Origin of the sequence: Cecembia calidifontis, assembly GCF_004216715.1 — a bacterium.
Lineage (GTDB): Bacteria > Bacteroidota > Bacteroidia > Cytophagales > Cyclobacteriaceae > Cecembia_A > Cecembia_A calidifontis.
Genome location: NZ_SGXG01000001.1, coordinates 4,749,270 through 4,775,124, shown reverse-complemented (window position 1 = coordinate 4,775,124; position 25,855 = coordinate 4,749,270). Strand labels below are relative to the sequence as shown.

The 25,855-nt window shown below is 41.1% G+C and carries 30 protein-coding genes; 26 read left to right on the top strand and 4 right to left on the bottom strand.

What is annotated here, in order from left to right; genetic code table 11:
- Window positions 1-25 precede the first annotated feature (25 nt).
- The gene (gene dinB / locus BC751_RS20635) at window positions 26-1,216 is read right to left on the bottom strand and encodes a DNA polymerase IV (protein WP_130277249.1); all 1,191 of its coding nucleotides are present in this window, start codon (window positions 1,214-1,216) and stop codon (window positions 26-28) included.
- Window positions 1,217-1,314: 98 nt separating this feature from the next.
- Between dinB and BC751_RS20630 the strand changes: the two genes are divergently transcribed.
- The 24 genes from BC751_RS20630 to BC751_RS20515 all read left to right on the top strand — a co-directional run bounded on the left by BC751_RS20630 (window position 1,315) and on the right by BC751_RS20515 (window position 21,196).
- Window positions 1,315-2,010, top strand: coding sequence for an XRE family transcriptional regulator (locus BC751_RS20630; RefSeq protein WP_130277248.1), 696 nt, complete (start codon window positions 1,315-1,317; stop codon window positions 2,008-2,010).
- A gap of 144 nt (window positions 2,011-2,154) precedes the next feature.
- Window positions 2,155-2,370 carry an addiction module component CHP02574 family protein gene (locus BC751_RS20625; protein ID WP_242617556.1) on the top strand — a complete coding sequence of 72 codons (216 nt, stop codon included), beginning with the start codon at window positions 2,155-2,157 and terminating at the stop codon, window positions 2,368-2,370.
- A gap of 97 nt (window positions 2,371-2,467) precedes the next feature.
- Window positions 2,468-2,689, top strand: a complete 222-nt coding sequence (locus tag BC751_RS20620) for a plasmid stabilization system (RefSeq protein ID WP_130277247.1) — start codon at window positions 2,468-2,470, stop codon at window positions 2,687-2,689.
- Between the two features lie 315 nt (window positions 2,690-3,004).
- Window positions 3,005-3,490: a methylated-DNA--[protein]-cysteine S-methyltransferase gene (locus BC751_RS20615; RefSeq protein ID WP_130277246.1), complete on the top strand. Its 486-nt coding sequence runs from the start codon at window positions 3,005-3,007 to the stop codon at window positions 3,488-3,490.
- Between the two features lie 119 nt (window positions 3,491-3,609).
- Window positions 3,610-5,010 (top strand): dihydrolipoyl dehydrogenase, encoded by a 1,401-nt coding sequence (lpdA, locus tag BC751_RS20610; RefSeq protein WP_130277245.1) that lies wholly within the window; start codon window positions 3,610-3,612, stop codon window positions 5,008-5,010.
- A 182-nt stretch (window positions 5,011-5,192) separates the two neighbouring features.
- Complete coding sequence (gene hypB, locus BC751_RS20605; protein WP_106567519.1) at window positions 5,193-5,918, top strand: hydrogenase nickel incorporation protein HypB; 726 nt, start codon at window positions 5,193-5,195, stop codon at window positions 5,916-5,918.
- Window positions 5,918-8,248 carry a carbamoyltransferase HypF gene (hypF, locus tag BC751_RS20600; protein WP_165389870.1) on the top strand — a complete coding sequence of 777 codons (2,331 nt, stop codon included), beginning with the start codon at window positions 5,918-5,920 and terminating at the stop codon, window positions 8,246-8,248. Before hypB ends, hypF begins: the two co-directional genes overlap by 1 nt.
- Window positions 8,226-8,543, top strand: a complete 318-nt coding sequence (locus BC751_RS20595) for a HypC/HybG/HupF family hydrogenase formation chaperone (RefSeq protein WP_106567521.1) — start codon at window positions 8,226-8,228, stop codon at window positions 8,541-8,543. Before hypF ends, BC751_RS20595 begins: the two co-directional genes overlap by 23 nt.
- A gap of 82 nt (window positions 8,544-8,625) precedes the next feature.
- A complete protein-coding gene (gene hypD, locus BC751_RS20590) occupies window positions 8,626-9,732 on the top strand; it encodes a hydrogenase formation protein HypD (RefSeq protein WP_130277244.1) in 1,107 nt (368 codons plus the stop codon).
- 27 nt (window positions 9,733-9,759) lie between these two features.
- A complete protein-coding gene (locus BC751_RS20585; protein ID WP_242617555.1) occupies window positions 9,760-10,233 on the top strand; it encodes an AIR synthase related protein in 474 nt (157 codons plus the stop codon).
- Between the two features lie 109 nt (window positions 10,234-10,342).
- Window positions 10,343-11,263: an IS1595 family transposase gene (locus tag BC751_RS20580; protein WP_130274191.1), complete on the top strand. Its 921-nt coding sequence runs from the start codon at window positions 10,343-10,345 to the stop codon at window positions 11,261-11,263.
- A gap of 30 nt (window positions 11,264-11,293) precedes the next feature.
- The gene (locus BC751_RS20575; RefSeq protein ID WP_242617554.1) at window positions 11,294-11,869 is read left to right on the top strand and encodes a HypE family hydrogenase expression/formation protein; all 576 of its coding nucleotides are present in this window, start codon (window positions 11,294-11,296) and stop codon (window positions 11,867-11,869) included.
- A gap of 1 nt (window position 11,870) precedes the next feature.
- Complete coding sequence (locus tag BC751_RS20570; protein WP_130277243.1) at window positions 11,871-13,040, top strand: NHL repeat-containing protein; 1,170 nt, start codon at window positions 11,871-11,873, stop codon at window positions 13,038-13,040.
- A gap of 12 nt (window positions 13,041-13,052) precedes the next feature.
- Window positions 13,053-13,259, top strand: a complete 207-nt coding sequence (locus BC751_RS20565; protein ID WP_130277242.1) for a hypothetical protein — start codon at window positions 13,053-13,055, stop codon at window positions 13,257-13,259.
- A complete protein-coding gene (locus BC751_RS20560) occupies window positions 13,260-13,835 on the top strand; it encodes a bifunctional nuclease family protein (protein WP_130277241.1) in 576 nt (191 codons plus the stop codon).
- 2 nt (window positions 13,836-13,837) lie between these two features.
- Window positions 13,838-14,185: a hydrogenase maturation nickel metallochaperone HypA/HybF gene (locus tag BC751_RS20555; RefSeq protein ID WP_130277240.1), complete on the top strand. Its 348-nt coding sequence runs from the start codon at window positions 13,838-13,840 to the stop codon at window positions 14,183-14,185.
- A gap of 76 nt (window positions 14,186-14,261) precedes the next feature.
- Window positions 14,262-14,888, top strand: coding sequence for a TetR/AcrR family transcriptional regulator (locus BC751_RS20550; RefSeq protein WP_130277239.1), 627 nt, complete (start codon window positions 14,262-14,264; stop codon window positions 14,886-14,888).
- The gene (locus BC751_RS20545) at window positions 14,885-15,247 is read left to right on the top strand and encodes a hypothetical protein (protein ID WP_130277238.1); all 363 of its coding nucleotides are present in this window, start codon (window positions 14,885-14,887) and stop codon (window positions 15,245-15,247) included. The genes BC751_RS20550 and BC751_RS20545 overlap by 4 nt, the downstream gene beginning before the upstream one ends.
- 11 nt (window positions 15,248-15,258) lie before the next feature.
- Window positions 15,259-15,873 carry a TetR/AcrR family transcriptional regulator gene (locus BC751_RS20540; RefSeq protein ID WP_130277237.1) on the top strand — a complete coding sequence of 205 codons (615 nt, stop codon included), beginning with the start codon at window positions 15,259-15,261 and terminating at the stop codon, window positions 15,871-15,873.
- Between the two features lie 254 nt (window positions 15,874-16,127).
- Window positions 16,128-17,108, top strand: coding sequence for an NADH-quinone oxidoreductase subunit B family protein (locus BC751_RS20535; protein ID WP_130277236.1), 981 nt, complete (start codon window positions 16,128-16,130; stop codon window positions 17,106-17,108).
- Between the two features lie 8 nt (window positions 17,109-17,116).
- A complete protein-coding gene (locus BC751_RS20530; protein WP_130277235.1) occupies window positions 17,117-18,709 on the top strand; it encodes a nickel-dependent hydrogenase large subunit in 1,593 nt (530 codons plus the stop codon).
- A 114-nt stretch (window positions 18,710-18,823) separates the two neighbouring features.
- On the top strand, window positions 18,824-19,324 hold the full coding sequence (locus BC751_RS20525) for a hydrogenase maturation protease (protein ID WP_130277234.1): 501 nt from the start codon (window positions 18,824-18,826) through the stop codon (window positions 19,322-19,324).
- The gene (locus BC751_RS20520) at window positions 19,308-19,682 is read left to right on the top strand and encodes a hypothetical protein (RefSeq protein WP_130277233.1); all 375 of its coding nucleotides are present in this window, start codon (window positions 19,308-19,310) and stop codon (window positions 19,680-19,682) included. The genes BC751_RS20525 and BC751_RS20520 overlap by 17 nt, the downstream gene beginning before the upstream one ends.
- The gene (locus tag BC751_RS20515) at window positions 19,679-21,196 is read left to right on the top strand and encodes a hypothetical protein (RefSeq protein WP_130277232.1); all 1,518 of its coding nucleotides are present in this window, start codon (window positions 19,679-19,681) and stop codon (window positions 21,194-21,196) included. The genes BC751_RS20520 and BC751_RS20515 overlap by 4 nt, the downstream gene beginning before the upstream one ends.
- Window positions 21,197-21,239: 43 nt before the next feature.
- Here BC751_RS20515 and BC751_RS20510 read toward each other — a convergent pair whose 3' ends face one another.
- Genes BC751_RS20510 through BC751_RS20500 form a run of 3 tightly spaced genes read right to left on the bottom strand, consistent with a single transcriptional unit; the run spans window position 21,240 to window position 24,286 of the window.
- Window positions 21,240-22,007 (bottom strand): ABC transporter ATP-binding protein, encoded by a 768-nt coding sequence (locus tag BC751_RS20510; RefSeq protein WP_130277231.1) that lies wholly within the window; start codon window positions 22,005-22,007, stop codon window positions 21,240-21,242.
- A 1-nt stretch (window position 22,008) separates the two neighbouring features.
- On the bottom strand, window positions 22,009-23,040 hold the full coding sequence (locus tag BC751_RS20505; RefSeq protein ID WP_130277230.1) for a FecCD family ABC transporter permease: 1,032 nt from the start codon (window positions 23,038-23,040) through the stop codon (window positions 22,009-22,011).
- Between the two features lie 4 nt (window positions 23,041-23,044).
- The gene (locus tag BC751_RS20500) at window positions 23,045-24,286 is read right to left on the bottom strand and encodes an ABC transporter substrate-binding protein (protein WP_130277229.1); all 1,242 of its coding nucleotides are present in this window, start codon (window positions 24,284-24,286) and stop codon (window positions 23,045-23,047) included.
- Window positions 24,287-24,454: 168 nt separating this feature from the next.
- Here BC751_RS20500 and BC751_RS20495 point away from each other — a divergent pair, with 168 nt between their 5' ends.
- Window positions 24,455-24,901, top strand: a complete 447-nt coding sequence (locus BC751_RS20495) for a DUF2721 domain-containing protein (RefSeq protein WP_010608502.1) — start codon at window positions 24,455-24,457, stop codon at window positions 24,899-24,901.
- Window positions 24,891-25,832: a glycerophosphodiester phosphodiesterase family protein gene (locus tag BC751_RS20490; protein ID WP_130277228.1), complete on the top strand. Its 942-nt coding sequence runs from the start codon at window positions 24,891-24,893 to the stop codon at window positions 25,830-25,832. The genes BC751_RS20495 and BC751_RS20490 overlap by 11 nt, the downstream gene beginning before the upstream one ends.
- Window positions 25,833-25,855: the final 23 nt, after the last annotated feature.

Sequence of the window (25,855 nt, the reverse complement as noted above, 5' to 3'; positions counted from 1 at the left end):
ACTGTAATTTACCAAAACTGTCATTTCATAGCGCCACTCCATTAAAAGGATTGAAGCGTCTTCTTCCTACTTGCATGCCAATGGCCCGGCAGACAGTTTTGTCTCCGTATTTCACGTTGATCTTGTCCAGGGCCTGATAGAGGCGGATCTGCTCTTCGGTGTCCTCAAAGAGGTTGATCTGATAATTTCCATGGACAAGGTGGCTGAAGCGCACACCGATCAACCGGATGAGCAGACGGCGTGTGTACAGTTTTTTGAAGAGCTCTTTCACCGTTTTGATGAGCCTATGGTCCGCAGAGGTGTAAGGGATGCGCTGCTGTACCGTATGCGTATCAAAGTCCGAATAGCGGATTTTGACACTTACACAGGCTGTAAGCTGTTGCTTTTGCCGCAATTTGCCCGCCAATTGTTCTGTCATGGCGATGAGATTGGCCTCCAGCATCTTGACATCTATCGTGTCCTGCTCGAAGGTGTTTTCCGAAGAGATGGACTTGGCCTCTGAGTAGGGCACCACAGGGGAGCGGTCTATGCCATTGGCTTTTTCCCAGATGCTCAATCCGTTTTTGCCGAAAGTAGCTTCCAGTAATTCCGCCGGCATGACCTGCAGGGTTTTGACGGTCTTTACTCCCATGTTATAGAGTGTAAGGGAGGTCTTTTCGCCGATCATGGGGATTTTCCGCACAGAGAGGGGAGCAAGGAAGGGTTTTTCTGTTCCCCTGATTACCTCTTTGTAATTGTTGGGCTTGGCCTCTCCCGTGGCCACTTTGGATACGGTCTTGTTCTCAGAAAGCCCCAGGGAAATGGGTAGGCCGCTTTCTTTCAGGATCTTTTCCCGCAGTTCTTTGGCCATCTTGAAGCAGCCAAAAAACCTGTCCATGCCGGTGTAATCTATGTAAAACTCATCAATCGAAGATTTTTCAAATAAGGGGACTTCTTCCCGGATGATTTCCGTGATTTCATGGGATTTTTGACTGTATTTCTCAAAATCCCCCCGAATGATCAGGGCCTCCGGGCAGAGTTGTCTTGCCGTCCGCATCGGCATGGCCGAGTGTACCCCAAATTTTCTCGCTTCATAGCTGCAGGAAGCCACCACTCCCCGGTCTCCCGATCCCCCGATCAGGATGGGTTTACCATTCAACCTGCTGTCGTACAGTCGCTCCACCGACACAAAAAACGAATCCAAATCCATATGCACTATACTTCGCCCACTGCTCATTTTGTCAAATATTTTAACATTTTACTGTTTATAATTTAGACATATTTTGTATATTTGGAAAGGGAAATCAGAATGTATGACAGTAGCTGACAGAAAAAATGCATCTCAACGCCAATATTAAATTTCTACGCAAGCAGAAAGGCCTCACGCAGGAAACTTTGGCCAATGCTTTAGGTATTAGTAGGTCCAAACTGGCAGGCTATGAGCTGAACATCAATCCTCCTTTGGAGACCATTTTGGAGATGGCGGATTATTTCGGGGTTTCGGTGGATATCCTTTTGAGGAAGGATCTGGGCGCACTTTCTGAATACAAACTCCGGCAGCTTTTGGAGACAGATCAGTTTCTCCGGGGTCGCAACCTCCGTATTCTCAGTACCACGGTGGATGCTGAGGGGAAGGAGTTGATCGAAGTGGTCTCACAAAAAGCCAAGGCTTCCTATTTGGCGGGGTTTTCGGATCCGGATTTTATAGAAGAGCTGCCCCGCTTTTCTCTGCCCTTTTTACCCCAGGACAAGAAGCACAGGGTGTTTCAGGTGGATGGGGATTCCATGTTGCCCATTCCCGAAGGCGCTTGGTTGGTCTGCGAGTATGTGGATGACTGGTTTTCCATCAAGGATGGGGGAAAATATGTCATCGTCACCGAGCAGGATGGGGTGACTTTTAAGATTGCCTACAATCAGATCAAGGACCAGGAAAGGCTGCTTTTGTGTTCCAGCAATCCCATTTACAAGCCTTTCTATGTCAATATCTCAGATGTGAGGGAAGTGTGGAGGTACAGGTTGATGATGGTGTGAGTTTGGCTTAGCCAAACAAATTGACTAATCTGCCTAAAATCAGAATCTAAACGCCCTTAATGATAATGAAATGAAACTTATTTCAAAAAAACAGGTAATATAGGGATAATAGGTAGTCGTTCACATTCAATATTTACCGGACTAATGAAGCTACAGATGATACAGGACAGTAATGGTGAGGACATGGGAGTTTTTATTCCGATTAAGGAATGGCTTGCCATAAAAAATCTATATCCGGATATTGAAGAAATAAGTAAAGATCTTCCAAAATGGGAGAAAGATTTGATTGATCGGAGACTGGAAGAGATTTCTCAAAATCCAGAAAGGTTGATAAAGGAAAAAAAATCTTTGAAGAGCTGAAGAGAAAATTATAATGGCTTTTAGTCTGCTATTTTTTGATGAAGTGCTTAATGATGTAGAGTAGGCAAAAGAGCGGTATAAAACTCAACACCAAGGCTTGGAAGAAGAGTTTGCATTGGCCATAGAAATAGCAATCCAACAGTTATTGAATAAGCCATTTGGTTATGCAATCAGGTATAGGAATGTTCGAATTGCCCACCCGAAGCGATTTCCTTATAATATTCATTTTTACATAGATGAGGCCAATTTAACGGTGGTGATTACAGCAATTGTTCATATCAAAAGAGACCCAAGGAGATTTTTCAATCGAAAAAGGTGATTTTAAGTTGCCCCTTGTTTCCGGACGCGGATCAATGAACGCTGAGTTCTTTTAAGCTTAGATTTCAACATCAAAACACAAATCTTGCGTTAAAGCGCATGATGACAAAGATTAAGGCTCAAAAAATCTCAAACAACAAATGATTTGTGTATGAGTCAGGAAGCATTTTGTCCTGAGCAGAAATAAAATCCTTTTTCAAAGACAAAATCCATTGAAATCCGTTATACCTTGTAGCACGCTTGCGTTTTAACCCTAACGCATATTTCGGGTTTAATTGACATATTGAATTATCCTCACCCTTAAAAGAGTAATGGCATGAAAGAATTTGCAGTGATGGAAACTCCCTTGGGTAATGTCCGGGCAGAAGCCTGGGATGGATACCTTGTTAGGCTACAATTTACGGATGAACCTACAACAGACACCTTTCTGGATGGTGTATTGATGGATGTCAGGATACAGTTGGGGCTCTATTTTCAGGGAAAACAGAAAACTTTTGATATACCGGTTGCATTTGGTGGCACAGATTTCCAACATCAGGTATGGATGGAAGTCAATAAAGTACCTTTTGGGGAAACAAGTACTTATGAGAAAATCGCCCGTAATTTAGGAAACCCCAATGCCGTAAGGGCTGTCGGTACTGCTATTGGTGCCAACCCAATTCTGATCATGCTGCCCTGCCACCGCATTGTCGGTAAGTATGGCCAATTGACAGGTTACGCAGGGGGGCTTTGGCGCAAGTCCAAACTCCTGGAATTAGAGCAAAAAGAAAAAGTGGGGCAACAGGTCAAGTTGGAATTTTGAGACATATCCATTCATGAAAGTTTGCCTTAGCCAAGTGGTTTTACATGGGATTTCCATTTTTTTCTCTGCCCAAAAGCCTTATTTTTGCGTAGCTTATTTGAAAATTAAACTTTAAAAATATGTCTTCAACAAAATATGATGTGATTGTTGTAGGGTCAGGTCCCGGAGGGTATGTAGCGGCTATCCGTGCTTCTCAACTGGGTCTGAAAACTGCAGTAGTGGAAGCTGCCGAATTGGGCGGAATCTGTTTGAACTGGGGTTGTATCCCTACCAAAGCATTGATCAAGAGTGCTCAGGTTTTTGAATACATCAACCATTCGGAAGACTATGGCATCAAAGTAAAAGGTGCTGAAGTCGATTTCGGGGGCATGATCAAAAGGAGCCGCGACGTGGCTGCCGGTATGTCCAAAGGTATTCAGTTCCTTTTCAAAAAAAACAAAATCGACCAATTATTGGGCTGGGGTAAAGTGCAGCCGGGCAAAAAAGTAGAAGTTGAAGATAAAGACGGAAAGAAGACAGTTTATTCAGCAGACCATATCATCATTGCCACCGGTGGTAGAGCCAGAGAACTTCCTGCGCTGAAAATAGACAATGAAAAAATCATTGGCTATCGTAAGGCCATGGTTCTTGAGAAAAAGCCTGCCAAAATGGTAGTAGTAGGTTCAGGTGCCATAGGTGTTGAATTTGCTTACGTGTATAGTTCCATTGGCACGGAAGTTACCATTGTGGAATTCATGGACAGGATAGTGCCCAATGAAGATGAGGAAGTATCCAAGGCTTTGGAAAGAATCTACAAGAAAAATGGTGTCAATATCATGACCAGTACCGAAGTGACCGCTGTGGATACCAAAGGTAAAGGTTGCAAAGTGACCGTTAAGGATAAGAAAGGGAACGAGTCTGTTATCGAATGTGATGTAGTGCTTTCTGCTGTGGGTGTAGTTTCCAATATCGAAAATATTGGACTGGAAGATGTTGGAATCCTGGTGGAGAAAGGAAAGATCAAAGTGGATGAGTTCTACAAAACCAATATGCCGGGCTATTATGCCATAGGTGATGTAACCCCCGGTCCGGCCTTAGCACACGTAGCTTCTGCTGAAGGGATCATCTGCGTGGAGAAAATCGCCGGCCATCATCCTGAGCCATTGGATTACAATAACATTCCCGGCTGTACCTATTGTGTGCCTGAAATCGCTTCCGTGGGCTATACCGAAGCAAAGGCCAAAGAAGCAGGTTATGAAGTGAAAGTAGGTAAATTCCCATTCTCTGCTTCCGGTAAAGCATCAGCTGCAGGGGCCAAAGACGGGTTTGTGAAATTGGTTTTTGACGCGAAGTATGGGGAGCTTTTAGGAGCCCATATGATCGGGGCCAATGTAACAGAGATGATCGCTGAGATTGTGGCTATCCGTAAATTGGAGACTACAGGTCATGAACTGATCAAGACTGTCCATCCTCATCCAACTATGTCTGAAGCAGTAATGGAAGCAGCAGCTGCAGCTTATGGTGAAGTGATTCATATTTGATGGATTTTTCAGCCCTATGGGCTGTTATATATGATATGCCTTGAAACCCGTCAATTCTGACGGGTTTCATTTTTTTAAGTTAAGGCATCTGTTGGTAGGCCTAAATGATTTTTAGAAAAAAATTACTAAATCACTGCTTAAGGTTTTTTTAATGGTATATTGGAAAAAAACACGATTACATTATGTCCAATACCAAAGTACCTAAGTCCAGTAAAAATGTCAGGGGTACCATTACCTGTGACAATACCACCATCCATTTGCTTCAGGCCAATGATTTTGTGGCAGAGAGTATCCGCAATCAGATGGCGGAAAAAAAAGTGCTGATGATCAACATCACCTCATCTGCTGGAAGCGGTAAAACCACACTTATGCAAGAAACAGTCAAACGATTAAAGGATGAGATAAGCATGGGTATTCTTGTTGGTGACCTTGAAACGGAAAGAGATGCAGACCGCATCAAACAAGTAGGAGGGAAAGCTTTGCAAATTGTGACAGGTGGAATTTGCCATTTGGAGGCTCAAATGGTTTGGCAAGCATTAAAGAGTTTTGACATTTCAGGTTTAGATGTACTCTTCGTCGAAAATGTAGGCAATTTGGTTTGTCCAGCATCTTTTGATCTGGGAGAAGATTATCGGGTCACCCTCATTGCCACTACAGAAGGTGACGATAAACCCCAAAAATATCCTAAAATGTTTTTGACCAGTGAATTGATGTTGGTTTCCAAATCTGACCTTTTACCTTATCTTCCATTTAGTGTGGAAGCAGTAACAAATGACGCCAGGGCCATTAATCCCAGTATCGAGGTGATTGAAGTTTCATCTGTGGACGGTACAGGTATTGATGCTTGGTGCGATTGGCTTAAGGCTAAAATCAAGGAAAAAAAATCAGCTGACTCGATTGCTGTATAGTGCCATTTTGGAGCATTCATATTGAAGGACAGGTTCAGGGAGTGGGGTTTAGACCAACTGTTTTACGTGTTGCCTATGCAATGGGTTTGTGCGGTAAGGTTTTCAATACAAACGCCGGAGTAACCATTGATCTCTTTTGTTCAAAAAGAGAATTAGATGAGTTTTTGAAAAAATTAAGATCCAAGCTTTCATCCCTGGCTGTCATTTCCAAGTTGTGGATCGAAGAACTTCCTAAGATAGACAGTTTTCCAAATGATTTTTATATTTCACCCTCGCTGCTAGGCGAGAACAAGAGCGCAAATATCAGTCCTGATTTTGGAATTTGCCCATCCTGTCAATCAGAGGTATTGAATTCAGAAAATCCCCGCTATTTGTATCCTTTTATTTCCTGTACGCAGTGCGGTCCCAGGTATTCTATTTTAAATGGTATCCCTTATGACAGGCTTCGCTCTTCCATGGGGCATTTTGAGATGTGTACTTCCTGTGAGGAGGAATATTTGGACTTACAAAACAGGCGTTTTCACTCCCAAACCAATTCATGTCCTGATTGTCCAATAGATTTGAGGATTTTTCCCGAAACGGATCATACTTTTCCTATGCCTGTTGATCTGATGGATCATGCAGTAACAATTATCCAATCGGGTGGAATTCTTGCAGTTAAGGGGACAGGCGGGTTTTTATTGCTAACAGATGCAACAAATCCTGATGCAATTCAAATGCTTAGAAAAAGAAAGCGGAGACCCAGAAAACCTTTAGCTTTGATGGTTCATGATGAAATTATGCTTTCAGATTTTTTCACAGTTTCACATGAAGAAAAAGAGTTGTTAAGGTCAGCTGCCCGGCCCATTGTGCTTTGCAAACCTAAGAAATATACTGATCTTCATGGCACTCAAGCTTGGGTTGCTCCTGGTCTTTCTCTTTTAGGTGTGTGTTTGCCTGCAGACCCATTGATGTTCCTTATTTCCAGGAAAGTTGGCAGACCGATTATTGCCACCAGTGGCAATCTTCACCAAAGTCCTTTACAGTATAAAGACCAGGAAGCTATTGAAAAACTAATGGGATTTGCCGATGCAATCATTTATCATAATAGGGAAATTTATTTCCCTCAAGATGATAGCGTTTTTCGGATAGCGGAAAATTCCGGGCAAAAAATAGTTTTGAGAAGAAGCAGGGGCTTGGCTCCGACTTTTTGGAATAAGGTCAGGATAAAAGCTGAACTTCCTGTTTTGGCATTAGGAGCTGATCTAAAAGGTACTTTTGCACTTTGGGAGGGGCATAATGTTTATGTGAGTCAATACTTAGGAAATCTGGAAAGTTTTGATACGCAGGAGAGATATTTGGACACATTGACCAAGTTTTTGGATCTTACCGGCATCCAACCTCAGCAAATATTGATGGATAAGCATCCTTTATACCATAGCAGAAGGTTTGCTGACAATTTCCCTTATGTAAATGTAACAGAAGTTCCCCACCATGAAGCGCACTTTGCCGCCTTGCTTTGGGAACATGCTGCTCTTGATGCTGATGAACCTATCTTGGGAGTGATTTGGGATGGGCTGGGATTTGGAAATGATTCAGCTTTATGGGGTTCTGAGTTTTTTGTGTTCCATTCAGGAGCTTTTGAGCGGGCTTGCTCTTTTGATTATTATGATTATCTCTTGGGGGACAAAATGTCCATTGAACCACGACTTTCAGCTTTGGCTATATGTTACATTTCAGGTGGAACTCTCGATCTGATTAAAGGAAAATTTTCTTCACAGGAATGGTCCCTCTTTACAAGGATGCTAGATAAAGGGGGCCATGCCCAGACCAATAGCATGGGAAGGTTGTTTGATGCGGTATCTTCCATCTTGGGGCTTTGTGATTTCAATACGTATGAAGGGGAGGCCGCCATGCTATTGGAACAATTGGCCAGGAACTACTTTGACGCGAATGGTCAAGCGGCCATCCAATCTTATTTTATGGATTCCATTGTAAAAGATAAGATTTCGGGTGCTGATTTAATTTCTCAAATAATAAAGGACAAGTCAAACGGCTTGGATTCAGGCCTTATTGCTGCCAAATTTCATCTGACCTTGGTTCACATCATTTCTCAAGTCATCCAAAATACAGGTTGTAGAAAAGTAGGATTTTCAGGAGGGGTTTTCCAAAATGCCCTTTTGGTTGATTTGCTCCATCAATACCTGGGAGAAGAATACCAACTGTTATTCCATGAGCAGTTACCTCCTAATGACGAGAATATATCCCTAGGCCAAATGGCCTGGTTTCATATAAAAAACAGATCACAAAAACTTAAAATAAAATCTTATGTGCTTGGCGATTCCCGGTAAAATAAAAAGTATTGAGACCATGTATGATGGTCTGGTCAGAATGGCTAAGATCCAATTTGGCGGTATTGTAAAACAGGCAAGTCTTGAGATGGTTCCCCAGGCAAAAGTGGGGGATTATGTGCTTGTCCATGTAGGTGTAGCCATCAGTATTGTGGATGAGGAGGAAGCCAGAAAATCATTCGAATACTTGGAGATGATTGGTGAGATTGATGAATTGATCGAACATACCCAAACCGATAGGAATGACCTGCCTCCAATCGATTCCAGTAAAAGCCAATCAGCGGATGGTGCCTAAGGTTATATTATAAGAAAGGCTAGATTTTCAAATGTCTCGCTCTAAAAACAACAAACTCACTTGACCACAAAACCTGTTTAAAATGAAGTACCTATCGGAATACAGAGATCCTGAATTGGTGAAAAAATATTTGGATGAAATACATCAAAGCACTACAAAACCATGGATCATTATGGAAGTATGTGGAGGTCAGACCCACAGCATTGTGAAAAACGGATTGCTCCAATTGCTTCCCAAAGAAATTACTATGGTCCATGGACCAGGTTGTCCTGTCTGTGTGACACCGATGCATCTAATAGATAAAGCGGTTTATCTGGCATTTAACGAGAGGGTGATTTTATGCTCTTTTGGGGATATGCTAAGGGTACCGGGATCCACAGACAGTTTATTGGAAGCAAAGTCCAAAGGTGCAGATGTAAGGATATTGTATTCCCCTTTAGAGGCAGTGAAGTTGGCAAAGGATAATCCTGATAAACAGGTGGTATTCTTTGCGGTAGGTTTTGAGACCACCGCCCCTGCCAATGCCCTTTCTGTGCTTCATGCCCACAGAGAGGGTTTGAAAAATTACTCCATTCTGGCTTCTCATGTACTTGTTCCACCAGCAATAGATGCAGTAATGAATGATGATTTGGTCAAAATCCAGGGTTTTCTTGCAGCAGGACACGTATGTACAATTATGGGAATTGGGGAATATGGCCCTCTGGTAGAGAAATACCAAGTACCTATTGTCGTTACAGGGTTTGAGCCTGTAGATATTTTGCATGGGATATTAATGGTAGTCAAGCAATTAGAAAAAAGTGAGCATAAACTTGAAAACCAGTATGCCAGAGTAGTCAGGCCGGAGGGCAATCCGGAGGCAAGAAAAGTGATTGAGGAGGTTTTTGAAATTACGGATAGGGAATGGAGAGGAGTGGGGAATATCCCCTTAAGTGGATATCAAGTAAAAGAGCAGTATGCAGCATTTGATGCCAATAAAAAATTCTCTATCAAAATACCCAAAGTGGAGGAAAACCCGGAATGTATTGCAGGTCAGGTGTTGAAAGGTATAAAAAAACCACACGAATGCCCTCAGTTTGGAAAAGGATGTAATCCTGAGAGACCACTTGGTGCGCCAATGGTAAGTAGCGAAGGTGCTTGCGCGGCGTATTACCATTTTTCCAAAATCAGCGGTCAGGTAATGGAAGCCTAGTACATAAACCAGAATTAACCTTAAGTTATGTCGGAATATAAAAGTATTTTATCATCCTCCTGCCCCATGCCCAAGCTTGATTTTGAGATCATTACCATGGGGCATGGCAGTGGAGGCTTGCTTACCCACAAACTTTTAGATGCAGGAGTATTTGATGTGCTTTCCAATGAATACCTAGATAAGCAGCATGACGGCGCTGTCTTTGAAGTTACTCCGGGAAAGATGGCTTTTACTACGGATAGCTATGTGGTTTCTCCGATATTTTTCCCTGGAGGAAATATCGGTGAATTGGCGATCAACGGTACTGTGAATGACCTTTGCATGTGTGGGGCAAAAGCAGCTTTTATTTCCTTATCTTTTATCATTGAAGAAGGCTTGCGTGTCAGTGATTTTTGGGAAATCTTATTGCATATCAAGCAAGCAGCAGATCATGCCGGGGTCAAAATAGTAACTGGGGATACCAAGGTGGTAGAGCGTGGAAAAGGAGATAAGATTTTATGAATATCCGCCTACATACAAGTGGGCAAATTTTATACTTTGACAATAAGTGTCAATAACTTTCAGGGCTGAATTGTAAGTGTTTAATTGGCTGTAAATAAATAAGAAGGCCATGAATATTCTACAATTCAATGAAAGATATCCTGATGAGGCAAGTTGCATCCATTACTTGAAGGAACAAAGGGAAAGAGAAGGTGTTATTTGCAAGAATTGTAATTCCAAGGATCACTACTGGCTTAATTCTCTCAATATGTTCCAATGTAAACATTGTAAATTTAGGACAGGACTGAAAAATGGTACTATTATGGAAAACAGCAAGTTACCATTGAGGACTTGGTTGCTTGCAATGACTCTTGTAAGCGCAACCAAGAAGGGATTTAGCTGCCTTGAACTACAGAGGCAGATGGGTCATAGCAGATACGAGACTGTTTTCAGACTGTATCACAAGCTCCGGGAAGCAATGGGTAAACGTGACAGCCAATATAAACTAGAAGATATGGTTGAATATGATGAGGCTTTTGTAAGCAAGGCAACAAAATCTTCGGAAAAGACGAAGCTGAAGAAAGGCCGTGGAAGCCAAAAACAAGCTACTGTCGCTGTTATGGCTGAATCATCTATTCTTGAAGACCTAATTACTGGAGAAAAGGACAAAAGCTGCAGATATTTCAAGATGGTCAAAATAGATAACTTGAAGGCAAAAACAGCCGAAAAACTGATAAAAGGACTGATTGACAAAAAAGCCGTGCTCCAAACTGATGAAAGTACGACTTATGCTAACCTAGAAGATTGTATCGATGTTCACGTGAGCGAATTATCTTCCACAAAAGAGGGCAAGTTCAACCTCAAATGGGCACATATAGCAATAAGCAACCTTAAAAGGGATTTACAGAAGTACCATATGGTTTCAGAAAAGATGCTTCAAAACTATCTCAATGAATTCTGTTATAAACTAAACCGAAGATACTTTGGTAAAAAACTCTTTGATAGACTTGTTATTGCGAGCATTTGCCCCTACTTGTATACAAGCGGATAATCATATAAGATTTTTATCAATACAAGTGGAGTGGGGAAGGTGCATCCAAAAGCGGATATTTCGGTTGACCGAATCAAAACAGGGGATAAGGTGATTATTTCCAATGATATTGCAAGGCATGGTATAGCCATTATGAGTGTCAGGGAGGGCTTGGAATTCGAATCGGATATCGAAAGCGATACTTGTCATTTCAATACGATTATTGAGCAGCTTTTGGAGGATTTTGGCAAGGGGATTCACTTTTTAAGGGATGCTACCAGAGGTGGATTGTCTACCATTTTGAATGAGGTATCAAAGTCTTTGTTGAAAGGAATTGCCATTCACCAAAAAGACATCGTTGTAGATGAATCAGTTGCAGGAGCTTGTGAATTATTAGGTTTAGATCCACTATATGTAGCCAATGAAGGGGTTTTTGTAGCATTTGTAGAAGCCTCCATCGCAGATCAAGTGGTCCAAAAATTAAAAAATTGGGAGAATGGAATACATGCAGCAGTGATTGGAGAAGTAATTGATGGTCATCCTGGTCAGGTGGTTTTGCATAGTCAAATCGGAGGAAGAAGGGTTGTCAATATGCTGGTAGGGGAACAATTGCCGAGAATTTGTTGATATGGATGATAAGAAACCAAATATAGCGCTGAATATTACCCTGAAAAGAGCTGTAGCTCCTTCCCTGAGTCCCGGTAAGAAAGTTCCGGTAATTGAGGGTTCAAATAGGGTTTTTTTAGGTGACCCAGGGAGTCCATTTCTTGCCCCGAGGGGAGTGTATGTACATGGCAACAAACTGCTGGTTTCTGATACCGGACAGAATAGGGTTTTCATTTGGCATCAGATTCCAGCGCGAGAACAACAAAAACCAGATTTAGTCATAGGGCAATCTGATTTAAAGAATACCGGTAGAAATGAAGGGGGAGAGGCTTCTGCTCAATCCCTTCAATATCCTTCGGCAGTATGGACAGATGGGAGAAGCTTAATTGTAGCAGATGCTTGGAACCATAGGGTATTGATTTGGAAGCAATTTCCCGAGCAAAATCATCAACCTGCAGATGTTGTCTTGGGTCAGGAGGATTTTCGGGGAAACCTGCCCAATAGAAAAGGAGTGAATTCAGAGCCTTCTGCTGACTCCCTTTATTGGCCTTATGGGATAGCTGTATTTGATGAAAAATTATTTGTGGCTGATACTGGTAATAGAAGGGTATTGGTTTTTAATCAAATCCCGGAGTTGTCAGGTCAGGCAGCCGATTCGGTTATTGGCCAGGAAAATTTTGAAAGTAGAAGCTATGATCCAGAGAATGCCATTTGGCCTTATGGAGTTGCCCTTGGGCCAAAAGGAGAGTTGGCCATTACAGATACACAGTACTATAGGGTCCTCCTTTGGAATCATTGGAAAGATTCGTTAAATCAGCAAGCGACATGTCTTGTTGGCCAACCCAATTTTGAGTCCAATGGGCAAAACCAATTTGGCTTATCACCAGGTCCAAATACATTGAATTGGTGTTATTTTGCAGGATTTTACAAAGAGGGGGTTTTTGTAAATGATACAGGGAATTCGAGAATTCTCTGGTTTGAAAAAATTCCTAAAGAGCATGGTGTATCTGCGGACGCTTTGATTGGTAAGCCGGATTTTTATACGGGCAGTGAATTTGGGGAGACAGTATTTGGCACTGAAAAGTCTCTGTACTGGCCTTTCAGTTTTAGTATGTTTCCTGCGAAAAATCAAATAGTAATTGCTGATACAGGTAATCATCGGATCGTATTGTGTGATTTACAAATGTCTTAAAAAGGTTAACATATGAATGGGACAGAGAGCTTGTTAGAAATGATGAAGCAATTTAACCTGCCGGTTTTGACTCAGCATGGGAAGCATATCGAGACACAGAATGGCTATGTAATTGAGGTAGAAGGCCCTGCTCTTTATAAGCTCATCCATTTGGGTGATGTCATCGCTCCGTTTGATGACCTTGAGGAACTATGTGGATTTATTAAAACTTACAGCTAAATGAAGGATACTTTAGAATTGGTGGAAGTTTTTATCGTTGCCATGTCACCAAGTACGAATTTCCCTGGTAAATTCGCTTTGATTTTGGAGGACTTGGATAAAAAAAACAGGTTTCCTTTGCTTATTGGCGAGGCTGAAGCTTTATCCATTGGGGTTGCTTTGGAGCAGATTAAAACCCAGCGGCCACTTACCCATGACCTTTTTTTCGATGTGGTGAGTTTGTTTCACGCCAAAGTGGAATATGTTTGGATTAAAGAGATCAAGGATAATATTTTTAAGAGCGAAATTGTTTTCAAAACGGCTGAGCGTAAGGAGCTGTGCGTGGACAGCAGGACATCTGATGCTATTGCCTTAGCCTTAAGGTTTGATAGCCCGATCTTAATTCCTAAGCAACTTTTGGAGGAACAACGCATAGATATGGACATTTATGTAGGGGAAAGCAAGCGAACTGCCTTTTCTTCGTATACCATGGAAGAATTGGAGAACCTCTTACAAAAGGTACTGGAAAAGGAAGATTATCAAAGCGCTGTCAGGATAAGAGAGGTAATTGCAAAGAGAAAAAATATTAATAACTAATCATGCACGAAATATCATTGGTCAAAAATATTTTCGGATCCCTTGACTCAGTCTATCCGGAAAAGGAAAGAAAAAGAATTAAAAAGATCCATATGAAAGTTGGGCTACTTTCCAATGTTGAGCCCATTTTGATGCAAAATGCATTTGAAGCGGTAGTGGCTACAGAAAGAAAAGAGTATAGGGATTGCGAGCTTTGTATTGAAGTATTGCCTATTTTAGTACATTGCGATGAATGTAATAAAGAATCGGAAGTGGTTAATTATAAGTTTGTTTGTTCTTGTAATAAACCTACCAATAAGGTAACCCAGGGAAATGAGTTGTTGATTTCAGGGGTTGAACTTATTGATTGACTTCCTTCGAGCCAAAGCCGTTTGATTGTCAAACCTAGTGTGAAGCATATGCCTGAAGACTAAATTCCCGATTACAATGCCTAGGAAAGATACCAAAACAAGAATTAAGGAGGTAGCCCTGAAACTTTTTAACAGGGATGGTTTCGTCAATGTTAGATTACAGCACATTTCAGATGTCTGTGGGCTTAGTTTGGGAAATATTGGTTACCATTTCAGAACAAAAAATGATATTCTTTATGCCTTATTCAGTGACTTTGTGGAAGAACAAAAGCTTTTACTGTCTGAATTTCGTGTTTTGCCACTTTTTGAAGATTTTAACCGTTTTCTCAATTCTAATTTTGACTTACAAAAACGGTATGTGTTCTTTTACAAAGATGCTCTGGACTTGACCAGGTTGTATGAAAACATTTCGAAGCAATACAGGGAACATTTGACCTGGCAAGAGCTACAATTGCAAGGAATGTTGGTTTTCAATGAAGCAAGGGGGGCTTTGGACTCAAAAGGGAATCAGGATTTCGTACAAAAAATGTCCTCGCTTTTGGTTTGGGCCAGTGAAAGTTGGATCAGTAGGCAGGCAGTAACAGGTGCAGAAGAATTGGATAAAAGTAGCTATCTGGAAATGGTTTGGTTTTTGTTGAGGCCTTACTTTACGGATACAGGAATAGAAGAATTTGAAAATAGGGTTATAATACATGAACTATGAAAAAAAATCCGGTTTTAGATTTTCAAACGTATAATTGGTTACTTCGCTCCATCAATCAATTATCATTGTATGAGGATAGATTGGGAAACGAGACAGAATTTAATTTCTTGCGATCCAACGAATGGCTTGTAGATACTGCTGTAATAGACAGGTTGATTTACCGAAGAGGAGCTTTTAGAATAGATCTTGTTTTTGCACATCATAAACAACCCTTAAAGTTCTTGGTCCGAAACATTACAGTCCAATCAGATAGAAAAAAGGCGGAAATTATGTCCCAGTTGTTTAGGCGACAAGCAGCAAAAGATCAACGGGGAACATTGATGATCAAAGAGGGGTTATTAAATTTGGATTATAATTAACAGCTGGGAAAATGTCTAAAACTAAAGACAGAATTTTAGAAGCAGCGATAAGCACTTTTAATGAACATGGGGTAGCCAATGTAAGGTTGCAACAGATAGCGGATGCTGCGGATATAAGCGTAGGAAACTTAGCTTATCACTTTAAAAACAAAGAGGCAATAGTTTCTCATGTCTATGACTTCATTTTTAGTGAGTTCTCTGAAATATTGTCTGATTATCTTTTTATAGAGAACTTTCAAGGACTGGACAGAAATCTCGAGCAATACTATGCTTTTTTCATGAAGTACCGCTTTTTCTTTACGGACATGTTTGAGATAGAGCGAAATTATCCAGATATCCTGGAGAAATGGCACAAGTATTCCAACCGGATGTTATTACAGGTCAAATCCAGGATTGAATTTGATGTTCAGCGGGGTGTCCTTGTTCCTCAATCTGATGAAATGAATGAGTTACTTTCCAGTAATATCTGGATGTCTATAATTTTTTGGTTACCGCAGAGAATATTAAGAGGGCTTCCAGCTGAGGAGAAACTTTTCAAAGAGGCCGTTTGGAGTCAAATGACACCCTACCTGACAGACAGGGGAGAAGAAGAGTTTGTGGCTTATATATATCCCATTCTTATCTAAGCTCTTTTTTATTACATAAACTGATAAAATCCAAGGATTTAAGATTAGTATGCTTTCAAAACCCTCTCAGTTATCATTTTTCTAATTTTTAGAAAAATTTTTCTAAAAATTAGAAAAAATATTCAAAAAAAATTAGGAAACGCTTTCTAATTTGATTGAGAATTTTTAAATTTGATATCATTGCTTGATTTCAATATTTTGTTTTGTGATCAAGTGAATTTCATTTAACAATTTAACCTAAAACAACAACTTAAATGGCAAATGTTCTTTGGTTGCAAGGAGGGGCATGTAGTGGTAACACCATGTCTTTTTTAAATGCAGAGGAGCCAACTGTAGTGGAATTGGTAACCGATTTTGGTGTCAATATTCTCTGGCATCCATCTATAGGTCTTGAAATAGGCCATCAGGTCTCTGACCTTTTGGAAAGCATCGTTGCTGGTAAAACCCAACTGGATATTCTGGTTTATGAAGGTTCCATCGTACAAGGGCCAAACGGAACCGGTACGATGAATTATTTTGCTGAAAGGCCTATGATGGATTGGATCAAAGACTTGTCCAAAGTTTCAGGCTATGTGGTCGCGATAGGTGACTGCGCAACTTGGGGAGGTATTCCAGCGGTGCCGCCAAATCCTTCTGAAAGTACCGGAATGCAATTTCTCAAAAAAGAGAAAGGAGGTTTTTTGGGTGCTGATTATGTTTCCAAAGGAGGATTACCGGTAATCAATATCCCAGGATGCCCCGCGCACCCTGATTGGATTACCCAAATTTTAGTAGCCATTTCTACAGGAAGAATAGGGGACGTTTTATTGGATGAGTTTCATCGACCTAAAACCTTCTTCACCGATTTTGTTCAGACAGGTTGTCCAAATGCCATTTCATTTGCCCAAAAAGTGGATGGTCAGTTCGGTAAACGGGGCGGATGCTTATTTTACGAAGTAGGCTGTAGAGGTCCCATGACCCGTGCTAGTTGTAACCGTATATTATGGAACCGCCAATCCAGTAAGACCAGGGCAAACCATCCTTGCTTAGGCTGTACAGAGCCTGGCTTCCCTCACAATGATCTTGTAAAAGGCTCTGTTTTCAAAACCATGAAATACTTGGGTTTTTTACCAAAGTCAGTCCCGGCCGGTAATACCAAAGCAGGGTACTATGCGAGAGCCGGATTTGAAAAAGCGATGGGTACCCTGGATAAGGTGATTGTAGGAACAAGACCTCAATTTGAAAGCTCAAAATAACCAAAACAATGTCAACATATAAAGAATTAAATATATCTCCGGTCGGACGTGTAGAAGGAGACTTGGACGTAAAAGTGTATATGGAAAACGGGGTAGTGACAAGAGCACATACCCAGGCTGCCATGTTCCGTGGTTTTGAACAAATCATGGCCGGAAAAGACCCTCAGTCTGGGCTAATAGTCACCCCAAGAATTTGTGGGATATGTGGTGGGTCACACCTGTATTGTGCCTCCTCTGCCTTAGATACCATATGGAAGACACAGCTCACTCCAAATGCCCTTTTGTTAAGGGCTATAGGACAGGCTACTGAGACGCTACAGAGTATACCAAGGTGGTTTTATGCCATTTTTGCCACCGATATGGCCAATAAAAAGTTTGCGAATAAGCCGCTATATGAAGAAGTGACCAAAAGATTTGCAGCATATGTGGGTACTTCCTTTCAAACTGGCTTAACTGCCTCTGCTTTGCCGGTGGAGGTCTATGCTATTTTTGGAGGACAATGGCCACATTCCTCTTATATGGTTCCAGGAGGTGTAATGTGCGCCCCCACCTTGAAAGATATCACAAGAGCACATGCAATCCTGAATCATTTCAGAAACAGATGGTTGGAGACAAACTTCCTAGGCGGCTCTATAGAAAGGTATTTACAAATAAAATCATGGGATGATATGTTGGCCTGGGTAGAGGAAAATGAAAGTCAGAGAAATAGTGATTTGGGACTGTTTATCAGAGCCGGTCTAGAATTTGGAATAGATAAGTTTGGACAGGGAGTAGGCAAATTTATCGCCTATGGTACTTATTTGCACAAGGATAGATATAATCATCCGACCATAGAGGGGAGGAATGATGCGGTTATTTCAGCTGGAGGATTTTATGATGGATCCAAATTTCACCGCTTAAACCATCTGGATATTCAGGAGCATGTGGATCACGCTTGGTACAAACAAGTTCCACCTGCCCACCCTTGGGATGAGCCTATTCCGACACCGGTACCTTCTCAGAATCTGGAAAATACTGATTTTTCAGGTAAGTATAGTTGGTCTAAAGCTCCGAGATATATGGGGTTTGCTGCTGAAGCAGGTCCATTATCCAGGGTGATTATGGCAGGAAATCCTGATAATTTGGAGCACCAAAACAGAGACCCTTTGTTTTTGGATATCATGGATAAATTAGGACCTTCTGTATTTACAAGAACTTTGGCCCGGCTTCATGAGGCCCCAAGAATCTATGAATATTTGAATGAATGGCTCAGTCAGATAGATCTGGACGGTGAATTCTACATCAAGCCAGAAGAAAGAGATGGAAAAGGATGGGGAGCAACTGAAGCGGCCCGTGGTGCTTTGGCACATTGGGTTGAGATCAAAAATGGTGTGATTGAAAATTATCAAGTGATGGCCCCAACCACATGGAATGTAGGCCCAAATGATGGTAAAGGAAACCCTGGCCCTATCGAAGCAGCGCTCGAGGGAACTGAAATCGAAGATCCGCATGATCCCGTAGAAGTGGGTATGGTGGCGAGGTCCTTTGATAGCTGCCTTGTATGTACAGTTCATGCCCATGATGGAAAGAGTGGAAAAGAATTGACCAAGTTTAAATTATAATGCCTTCCCCAGCTAAAAAGTGGAATCCTGGAAAGGCTTCCACTTTTTTATTTTCATAACTTGGCATTTGTCAAGTTTTAGGGATTTCCACTGTTATTTACTCTTTTAGAAATCATGATAAAAACTGCCATACTTGGATTTGGTAACCCTGTGAGAAGTGATGATGCTGTAGGTTGTGAGGTAATTCGCTTATTAAAAGATAAGTTGAATCCTGTTAATGAGCACTTGACCATTATTGATATGGGGACTTCAGCCTTCGAGGTCTTGTTTTCGCTTAAAAATCATGATAGGATTTTACTCATAGACGGTGTCATACATTCTGGCCACGAAGACGGAAGTCTATTTAAATTGCCTGCTGAGGAGATCCAATCAGCCATACAAGATGATCCCATGGTTTTTCTGCACAGTCTCAAGTGGGACCAAGCGCTCTCCTACGCCAAAAAAATCTTTAGGGATGAATTTCCTGAAGACAATATCACCGTTTATTTGATAGCAATCACAGATACTAAATTAAGCGTTGGTATGTCAGAAGTCATCCAACGATCTGCGCACAACTTGGCCAATAAAATTATTGAAGATTTAGAACTATTTGAGAAAAATGGAAAGGGCCTTTGATTTCAATCAAAATATTCCACAGCAAAGCAAAATACTGGATACTCCTGTTCAACTCCAAAATCAACACCTGATTATCCAAAATGATTTGGCAAACCAGGTGATTGGTGAGGAAAGACAAACCTATGCGGCGATGATGCCAGAAGAAAGGAAAATTCTTTTGACAAAGGCAAGTAATAAGGCGTTTAAGGCAAAGTTTAAACCCATTATGCTATTTGTCAAACAAAAGAATATTAAAGGGGACAAATCAATTTCCTTACAAGAGTTTTTTGCAGATCATCCTGATTTATCTCAAGAAAATCAGGTGCTGAAATATAGTTTTGACGAAAAAGAAGGTATTTTAGAAATACATATTTTATGATCAAGTTATTCTGTCACATTGGCTTATGGGAAGAAATAAAAGATGCTGTTTATTTCGATTTTAAGATTCAAGAGTGGATTGAATTTGCAGATATTGAGACCATGAAGCCTTCAGCTTCTGCTAACCACCTTATCGTGGATAAAGGGTATATTACCCTGCCTGTAGATTGGCAAAATGCAATGCCTCCCTATCTCCTTCCGGAAAAAATTTTATTCAGTGAAAAGGCACTTTTGGCCTTAGTCATGATAAGATTGGGGGAGTTTGAAAAATCCTTGCAACTCATTTCATTTTCCCCGACACTAAAATCAGAATTTCAAATCATTATCGGTTTGATGGAAGGTGGCGAAATAGATCCTTGGCTAATTTCTGTAGAGAGCTATGTGGAGTTTGATGACTATAGGCTGATGCATAATCATGCAGTGGTAAGACATTATGGACATGTGACAGATCCCGCCAAAGTTGACTATTATTACCAGGAAGCTACGATGTCTGCCCCAACTGAGGAATACGCTGCATTTTCAGCCTTTCATTATTTCAATTATCTGTTTGATGAAGGGAGATTTGCTGAAGCGGAGGGACAATTGAGAAGAATCCATACAGCAGAAATTTCCCAGGAAGGAAAAATGAAAATCCAGGCTACATTGGCCCATCTATCCACGCAGTTGTTAAGCCCTCCTTATGATGAGGAAGGTTTGACAGTATTGAAAGATAAGTTGTGGCAATGCGTCACCTACTATGATATTCACGGGTTTAAAGTAGAAGAAGCGCAATGTCTTTTGGACGCTGGGATGATAGCCAGCTTTTCTGAAAGCTTTTCAGAAGCATTGGGCTATTATACCAGAGCCGTCAAGCTTTTTCAGGAAGAGGGAATGGAAGAATTTGCCCATCAAACCTTGTTGCAAAAGGCCAGACTGCTAACCACCTGGGCTCAAAAAGGCAATCCTCAGTTTTTTAAACCGGCTATGGAAGCCTATCAGCAGGCCAGTAGGTTTTTTACGAAGGAATATTTCCCCTTGGCCTATGCAGAGATTCAAGAAAGCTTAGGGATCATTTATTCAGAAATCCCTGATGAAGCGAAAAAGAAAAGTGTTTGGGCGGCAGTTTCAGCTTCGTGCTTTGCAGAGGCCTTGACCATTTTTACCAAAGAAGAATTCCCTTACGATTATGCCAGAGTCTGTACCCATTATGGGAACGCTTTGATGAAATACCCACAAGCTGTAAGGTCAGATAACTTTGTAAAAGCACTTAGCTATTTTCAAGAGGCTTTGGCTGTCAGGGATGCAGAAAATTTTCCGATTGAAAGAAGTATTACTATATTGAATTACTTAGAAGCGTCTTGGTATGCCGATAATTCTTCTGATGAAAACAATCCTGGTAGGCTTCATGAGATGCAAATGCGGATCGATGAATTGATGGACATCCACGCAGGTGAAGAATTTATGCGTGAGGCCCAGCAACATCAAGAAAAATTGAACCAACTTAAAAATATTATTGCAGAAGAAGGTAAGAGTTAGTGGAATTCAAGCATTTATTTATGGTATGACAAAATCAATCCAACTAACTCATTCGAGGAAGGACCATCTTTTTGTTTGCAACAGCTTCCAAGGTACACATGGTACCATAAACCTGCTGTAGTAACTGCTCTGTCATCACTTCTTTTGGTGGACCGTCAGCGATCAACTTCTTATTGTCCAAAATGAGTACGCGGTCACAAAACCAAAGTACATGATTAGGGTCATGGGTGCAGACCAAGACTGACTTTCCCTCCTTCTTCAATTGTAACAATGTACGCCAAATCAGCAATTGATTTTTAAAATCCAAAGAGGAAGTGGGTTCATCCAATAACATCAATTTGGTCTCCTGGGCCAGTGCCCGTGCGATTAATACCATTTGCCGCTGTCCACCACTAAGCTGATTAAAGGGTTTATCCGCTAAATCCCCTAAAGAAAGTGCTTGTAACGCCTCTTCTACTTTGAAGTATTGCTCATCTGATATTTTTAAAAAATTAGAAATGTGTGAAGTTCTTCCCATGAGAACCATTTCTCTGACCAAGTAAGGGAAAGTAATGGGATGATCTTGAGGGACATAAGCTACTTTTTTTGCGATTTCGATGATTTTATGTCGTTTGACATTGATTCCATCAAAAGAAATGCTCCCCCTATTTGCATGTATAAAGCCCATAATACACTTAAAGAGTGTGGACTTTCCACTTCCATTAATACCCAAAATAGCACATAGTTCCCCGGCTTTCAAAGCAAAACTGACATCCTGAAAAATAGGTTTGGTATCATACTGAAAACTTAATTGATCTACCTCCAGCAACATGTTATACGGTTTTGGTTCTTAGTAAATAAATCAGATAAGGAGCACCTAAGATTGAAGTAAGAATACCAATCGGGATTTCTCCAGTGGCCATATTTCTGGCAAGGGTATCACAAAAAAGTAAGAACAAGGTTCCAATTAAAGCGGATAATGGAATTACATAACGGTTATCAGGCCCAATGATCATTCTTGCTGCATGGGGAACCATCAATCCTACCCAGGCTATAATGCCTACGTAGGCCACCGAAAGGGATGTTAAAACTGTAGCACACAGGATCAGGATAATCTTATTTTTTTTCGGGTCCACACCTAAGCTCTTGGCTTCTTCATCTCCAATCGAAATCACATTCAACTTCCATCCTAACAACCAAACGAGTCCGGATAAAGGAATGATTATTGGAGCTAAAAGATAGATTTCATTCCAACCGCTGTGGTAGAATCCTCCTAAAAGCCAAAATACTATTTCTCTTAGAGCAGCATCATTGGATAAATATTTTAAAATAGAAACTAGGGATGAAAAGAAAGAACCTATGACCACCCCTGCTAAGATTAAGGATAATGTTTGAATCTGTCCCCTGACAACTCCCAGGGACAAGGTCAGTAAGACTGTCAATCCGGCAAAAAGAAAGGCGGATAATGGAATAGAAAAAAACATGGCAGGAAAAACGATGGCCATCGAAGCCCCGAAAGCCGCACCACTGGACACTCCAAGGATATAAGGCTCCACCAAAGGATTCCTAAAACAAGATTGGAAGATGTTTCCGGAAATGGATAAGGCACTGCCAACCAAAACTGCCAATATGATTCTTGGCATTCGAATTTCCCAGATGATTAACCTTGCCAAATCCCCTCTTTCCGTGGCAGGAAGCGGAAGACTTTTGGTCTGAAAGATCCCATTTAACACCTCCTTTATTGATAAGTCATATGGGCCAATACTCAGAGAAATCAAGCCTGTCAAGATCACGAAAATCCCCAGAATTAGCAGAAGTGCCTTCTTTCTAGTGTAATGTTTTTTGGAAACAAATACCTTATGCATGGTTTTAAAAATAATCAATTGTCCAATCTAACCATTGAGCGCTTCTTAGCTTGATAGCCATTTCCCGATCTATATGGTAAGTTTTTTGATAAAAGTCTAAAACCCATTCATGAATTTGAATGTCTGCAAAAGCTTCCGGATAAGCACTTTTGGCAATCATCATTACCTCTATGGGGTATTCCAGTCTTTTGGAGCAATTGCAAGGTGTCCAAGGTAATGCGATGACTTTTTTTTCTTTAACGGCCCGAAGGTTTTGTAATCGAGAATAGTAGGGTGCTTCATAGATTTCCTCAGGTGGATGGTAGCCTGAAGCCGTATGTAAAATTATTATATCAGGGTCAAGGGCCAAGATCTGCTCTTCGCTAAGCATCAAGGAGGATGATCTTCCACCTCTACCCTGAATGGCATTATTGGCATTTATAACTGTTTCTATAAAATATCCTTCGATAGTATCAGTTCCTCTAGTGACACCTGCACTCCCACCTTCCCTTGCTACTGGAGATAGTCCCAGCATAAGGACTTTAGGCTTTTCATGTTCTTGGAGATCAAAGGTTCGGTTTTTGATAAATTGAATGGTTTCATTTAAATAAGTCACCAATTGCTGCGCTTCTTCTGTTTTATCAAACAACATCCCAAGTAACAGGATTTCCTGGTTCAACATATCCAAATTTGGCGGGTCGTAGGAGGTGGTGCCCTTTAAAACCACTACTGGAATACCCATTGATTTCAACATTGATAAGGCCTGTTGGCTTTTAGGGTCATCCAAATTGTTGAGGGTGCAACTTCCTTCTCTGAGAATTACAAGGTCTGGTTGTAAGGCTACCATCTGCTCTAACTGCAGTGGTAATCCAGAACTGGCGATTAAAGGTAATTGTGCAGTTTCCGGATAAAGCACGCGGACAGGATTCATTCCATCTGTATAACTGTAAGTTTTGTTCTTACCGTGAATATCGTAGGAAAAATTATGTTGCACGCATCTTGAACCTAGGGCAATTACTTTATCTAACTTTCCAAAGGCCCACAATACGGATTCTAGCATCCCATCACTTACGGTAATGATCCGTTCAGGTGAAATGGGAACATCCACTGAAACATTCCGCATATCAGTGATCGTTTTGATTCCTTCTTTAGTATTGCTGATGGCAGTATGACCTGATTTATGATTGCAGGCTCCCAAAAGTATAACAACCCACATCAATACAAAGTTGATAATACGGAAATCAATCTCAGGTTTAGTCTTACACATTTTAAGTTGTATAATTGTTGCTGCTGAATAGGCAATTCATGCTCAAACTAATCATTCGAAAGTGATTCTTCACCATTCTTAATTAGTAAAAATTTTCTAGATTCAATTCAGAATTGTAGAGATTAGTGCTAGTTGTATATATTTCATAGCTTTACATTGACCTTATTTATGGAACTCCAACTCTCCACACCTGCTTTGCTTTTTTCAGCCATCACTTTGATGATGCTGGCATTCACCAATAGGTTTTTGGCCATTGCCAATCTGATTCGGGGACTTCATAAAAAATACCTCGAAAATCCTGAAGAAAACATCATCATTGAGCAAATTCACAACCTGAAAAGGCGCTTGAGCATGATCAAGTACATGCAGCTTTGTGGGGTACTCAGTTTCCTGCTCTGCGTGATATGCATGTACCTGATTTTCATTGAAGCCCAGGAAGCGGCCAATTATGTCTTTATTGGCAGTATGCTGGCACTCTTGGTTTCATTGGGGATTTCAATGATTGAAATATTGGTTTCAAACCAAGCGTTGAATTTGGAAATTCAGGACATGGAAGAATTGTTTCAAAAGCGCTCTTCCGGATTTTGGTTTAAAAAAGATAAAAATGAAGACTAACATTTATGGACTAATAATCTTGTTGCTTCTTTTTTCCTGTAAAAAAGAGGCCTCAGACAGTCAAAAAACAGCACTTGCTTCAAATGGGCTGCATAGGATAGTACTATCTACGGTAGAAGAGGCCAGGGACTTCTACGCTTGGACTTTTGATAGGATCCCGATGGTCTCTGCACACAGGGGAGGACCTTATCCGGGTTATCCCGAAAACTCCATAGAGGCATTTGAAAACACTTTAAAACATACGCCTTCCATCATCGAATTTGATGTAGCGCTGACCAAAGATTCGGTTTTGGTTTTGATGCATGACAATACCTTGGACCGAACCACAACAGGTAAAGGGAAGGTAATTGACCATACTTTTGAAGAAATCAGAGAATTGTATTTGGTAGATAAAGAAGGTTTACAGACAGATTTTCGTGTGCCTACCTTGGATGAGGCACTGGCCTGGGGAAAAGGAAAAACTTTATTTACCGTGGATATCAAAAGAGAGGTACCTTTTGAAATGGTTGTGGATGCCATCAAAAGGCATCAAGCCGAACCCTATGCAGCGGTAATTACATACAGCGTAGATGCGGCCAGAAAGATACACAGGTTGCATCCTGAGTTGATGCTTTCTGTGACCATCCGCAATGAGGAAGAGCTGGAGCGCTTCGAAAATTCCGGAATTCCCGTTGACCGTTGGATTGCATTTACAGGGACATCAGAGAGGCCGGAAGCCTTTAATGCCATGCTCCATGAAAGGGGCGTTTTTACCATTCTTGGGGTTTTGGGCAATATTGACCGAAGCGCCATTGCCCGTGGGGACCAAATCTATGCAGAGTTTGTCGAAAAAGGAGCGGATATTTTGGCCACAGACCGTCCTATAGAAGCTGCAAAGGCGATTGTGGGCTTGAGTCCGGAAAATAGTTCCAAGTTGAAGTATTTTAGGTAAGAAGCGAGAACTTAGACTTTAGA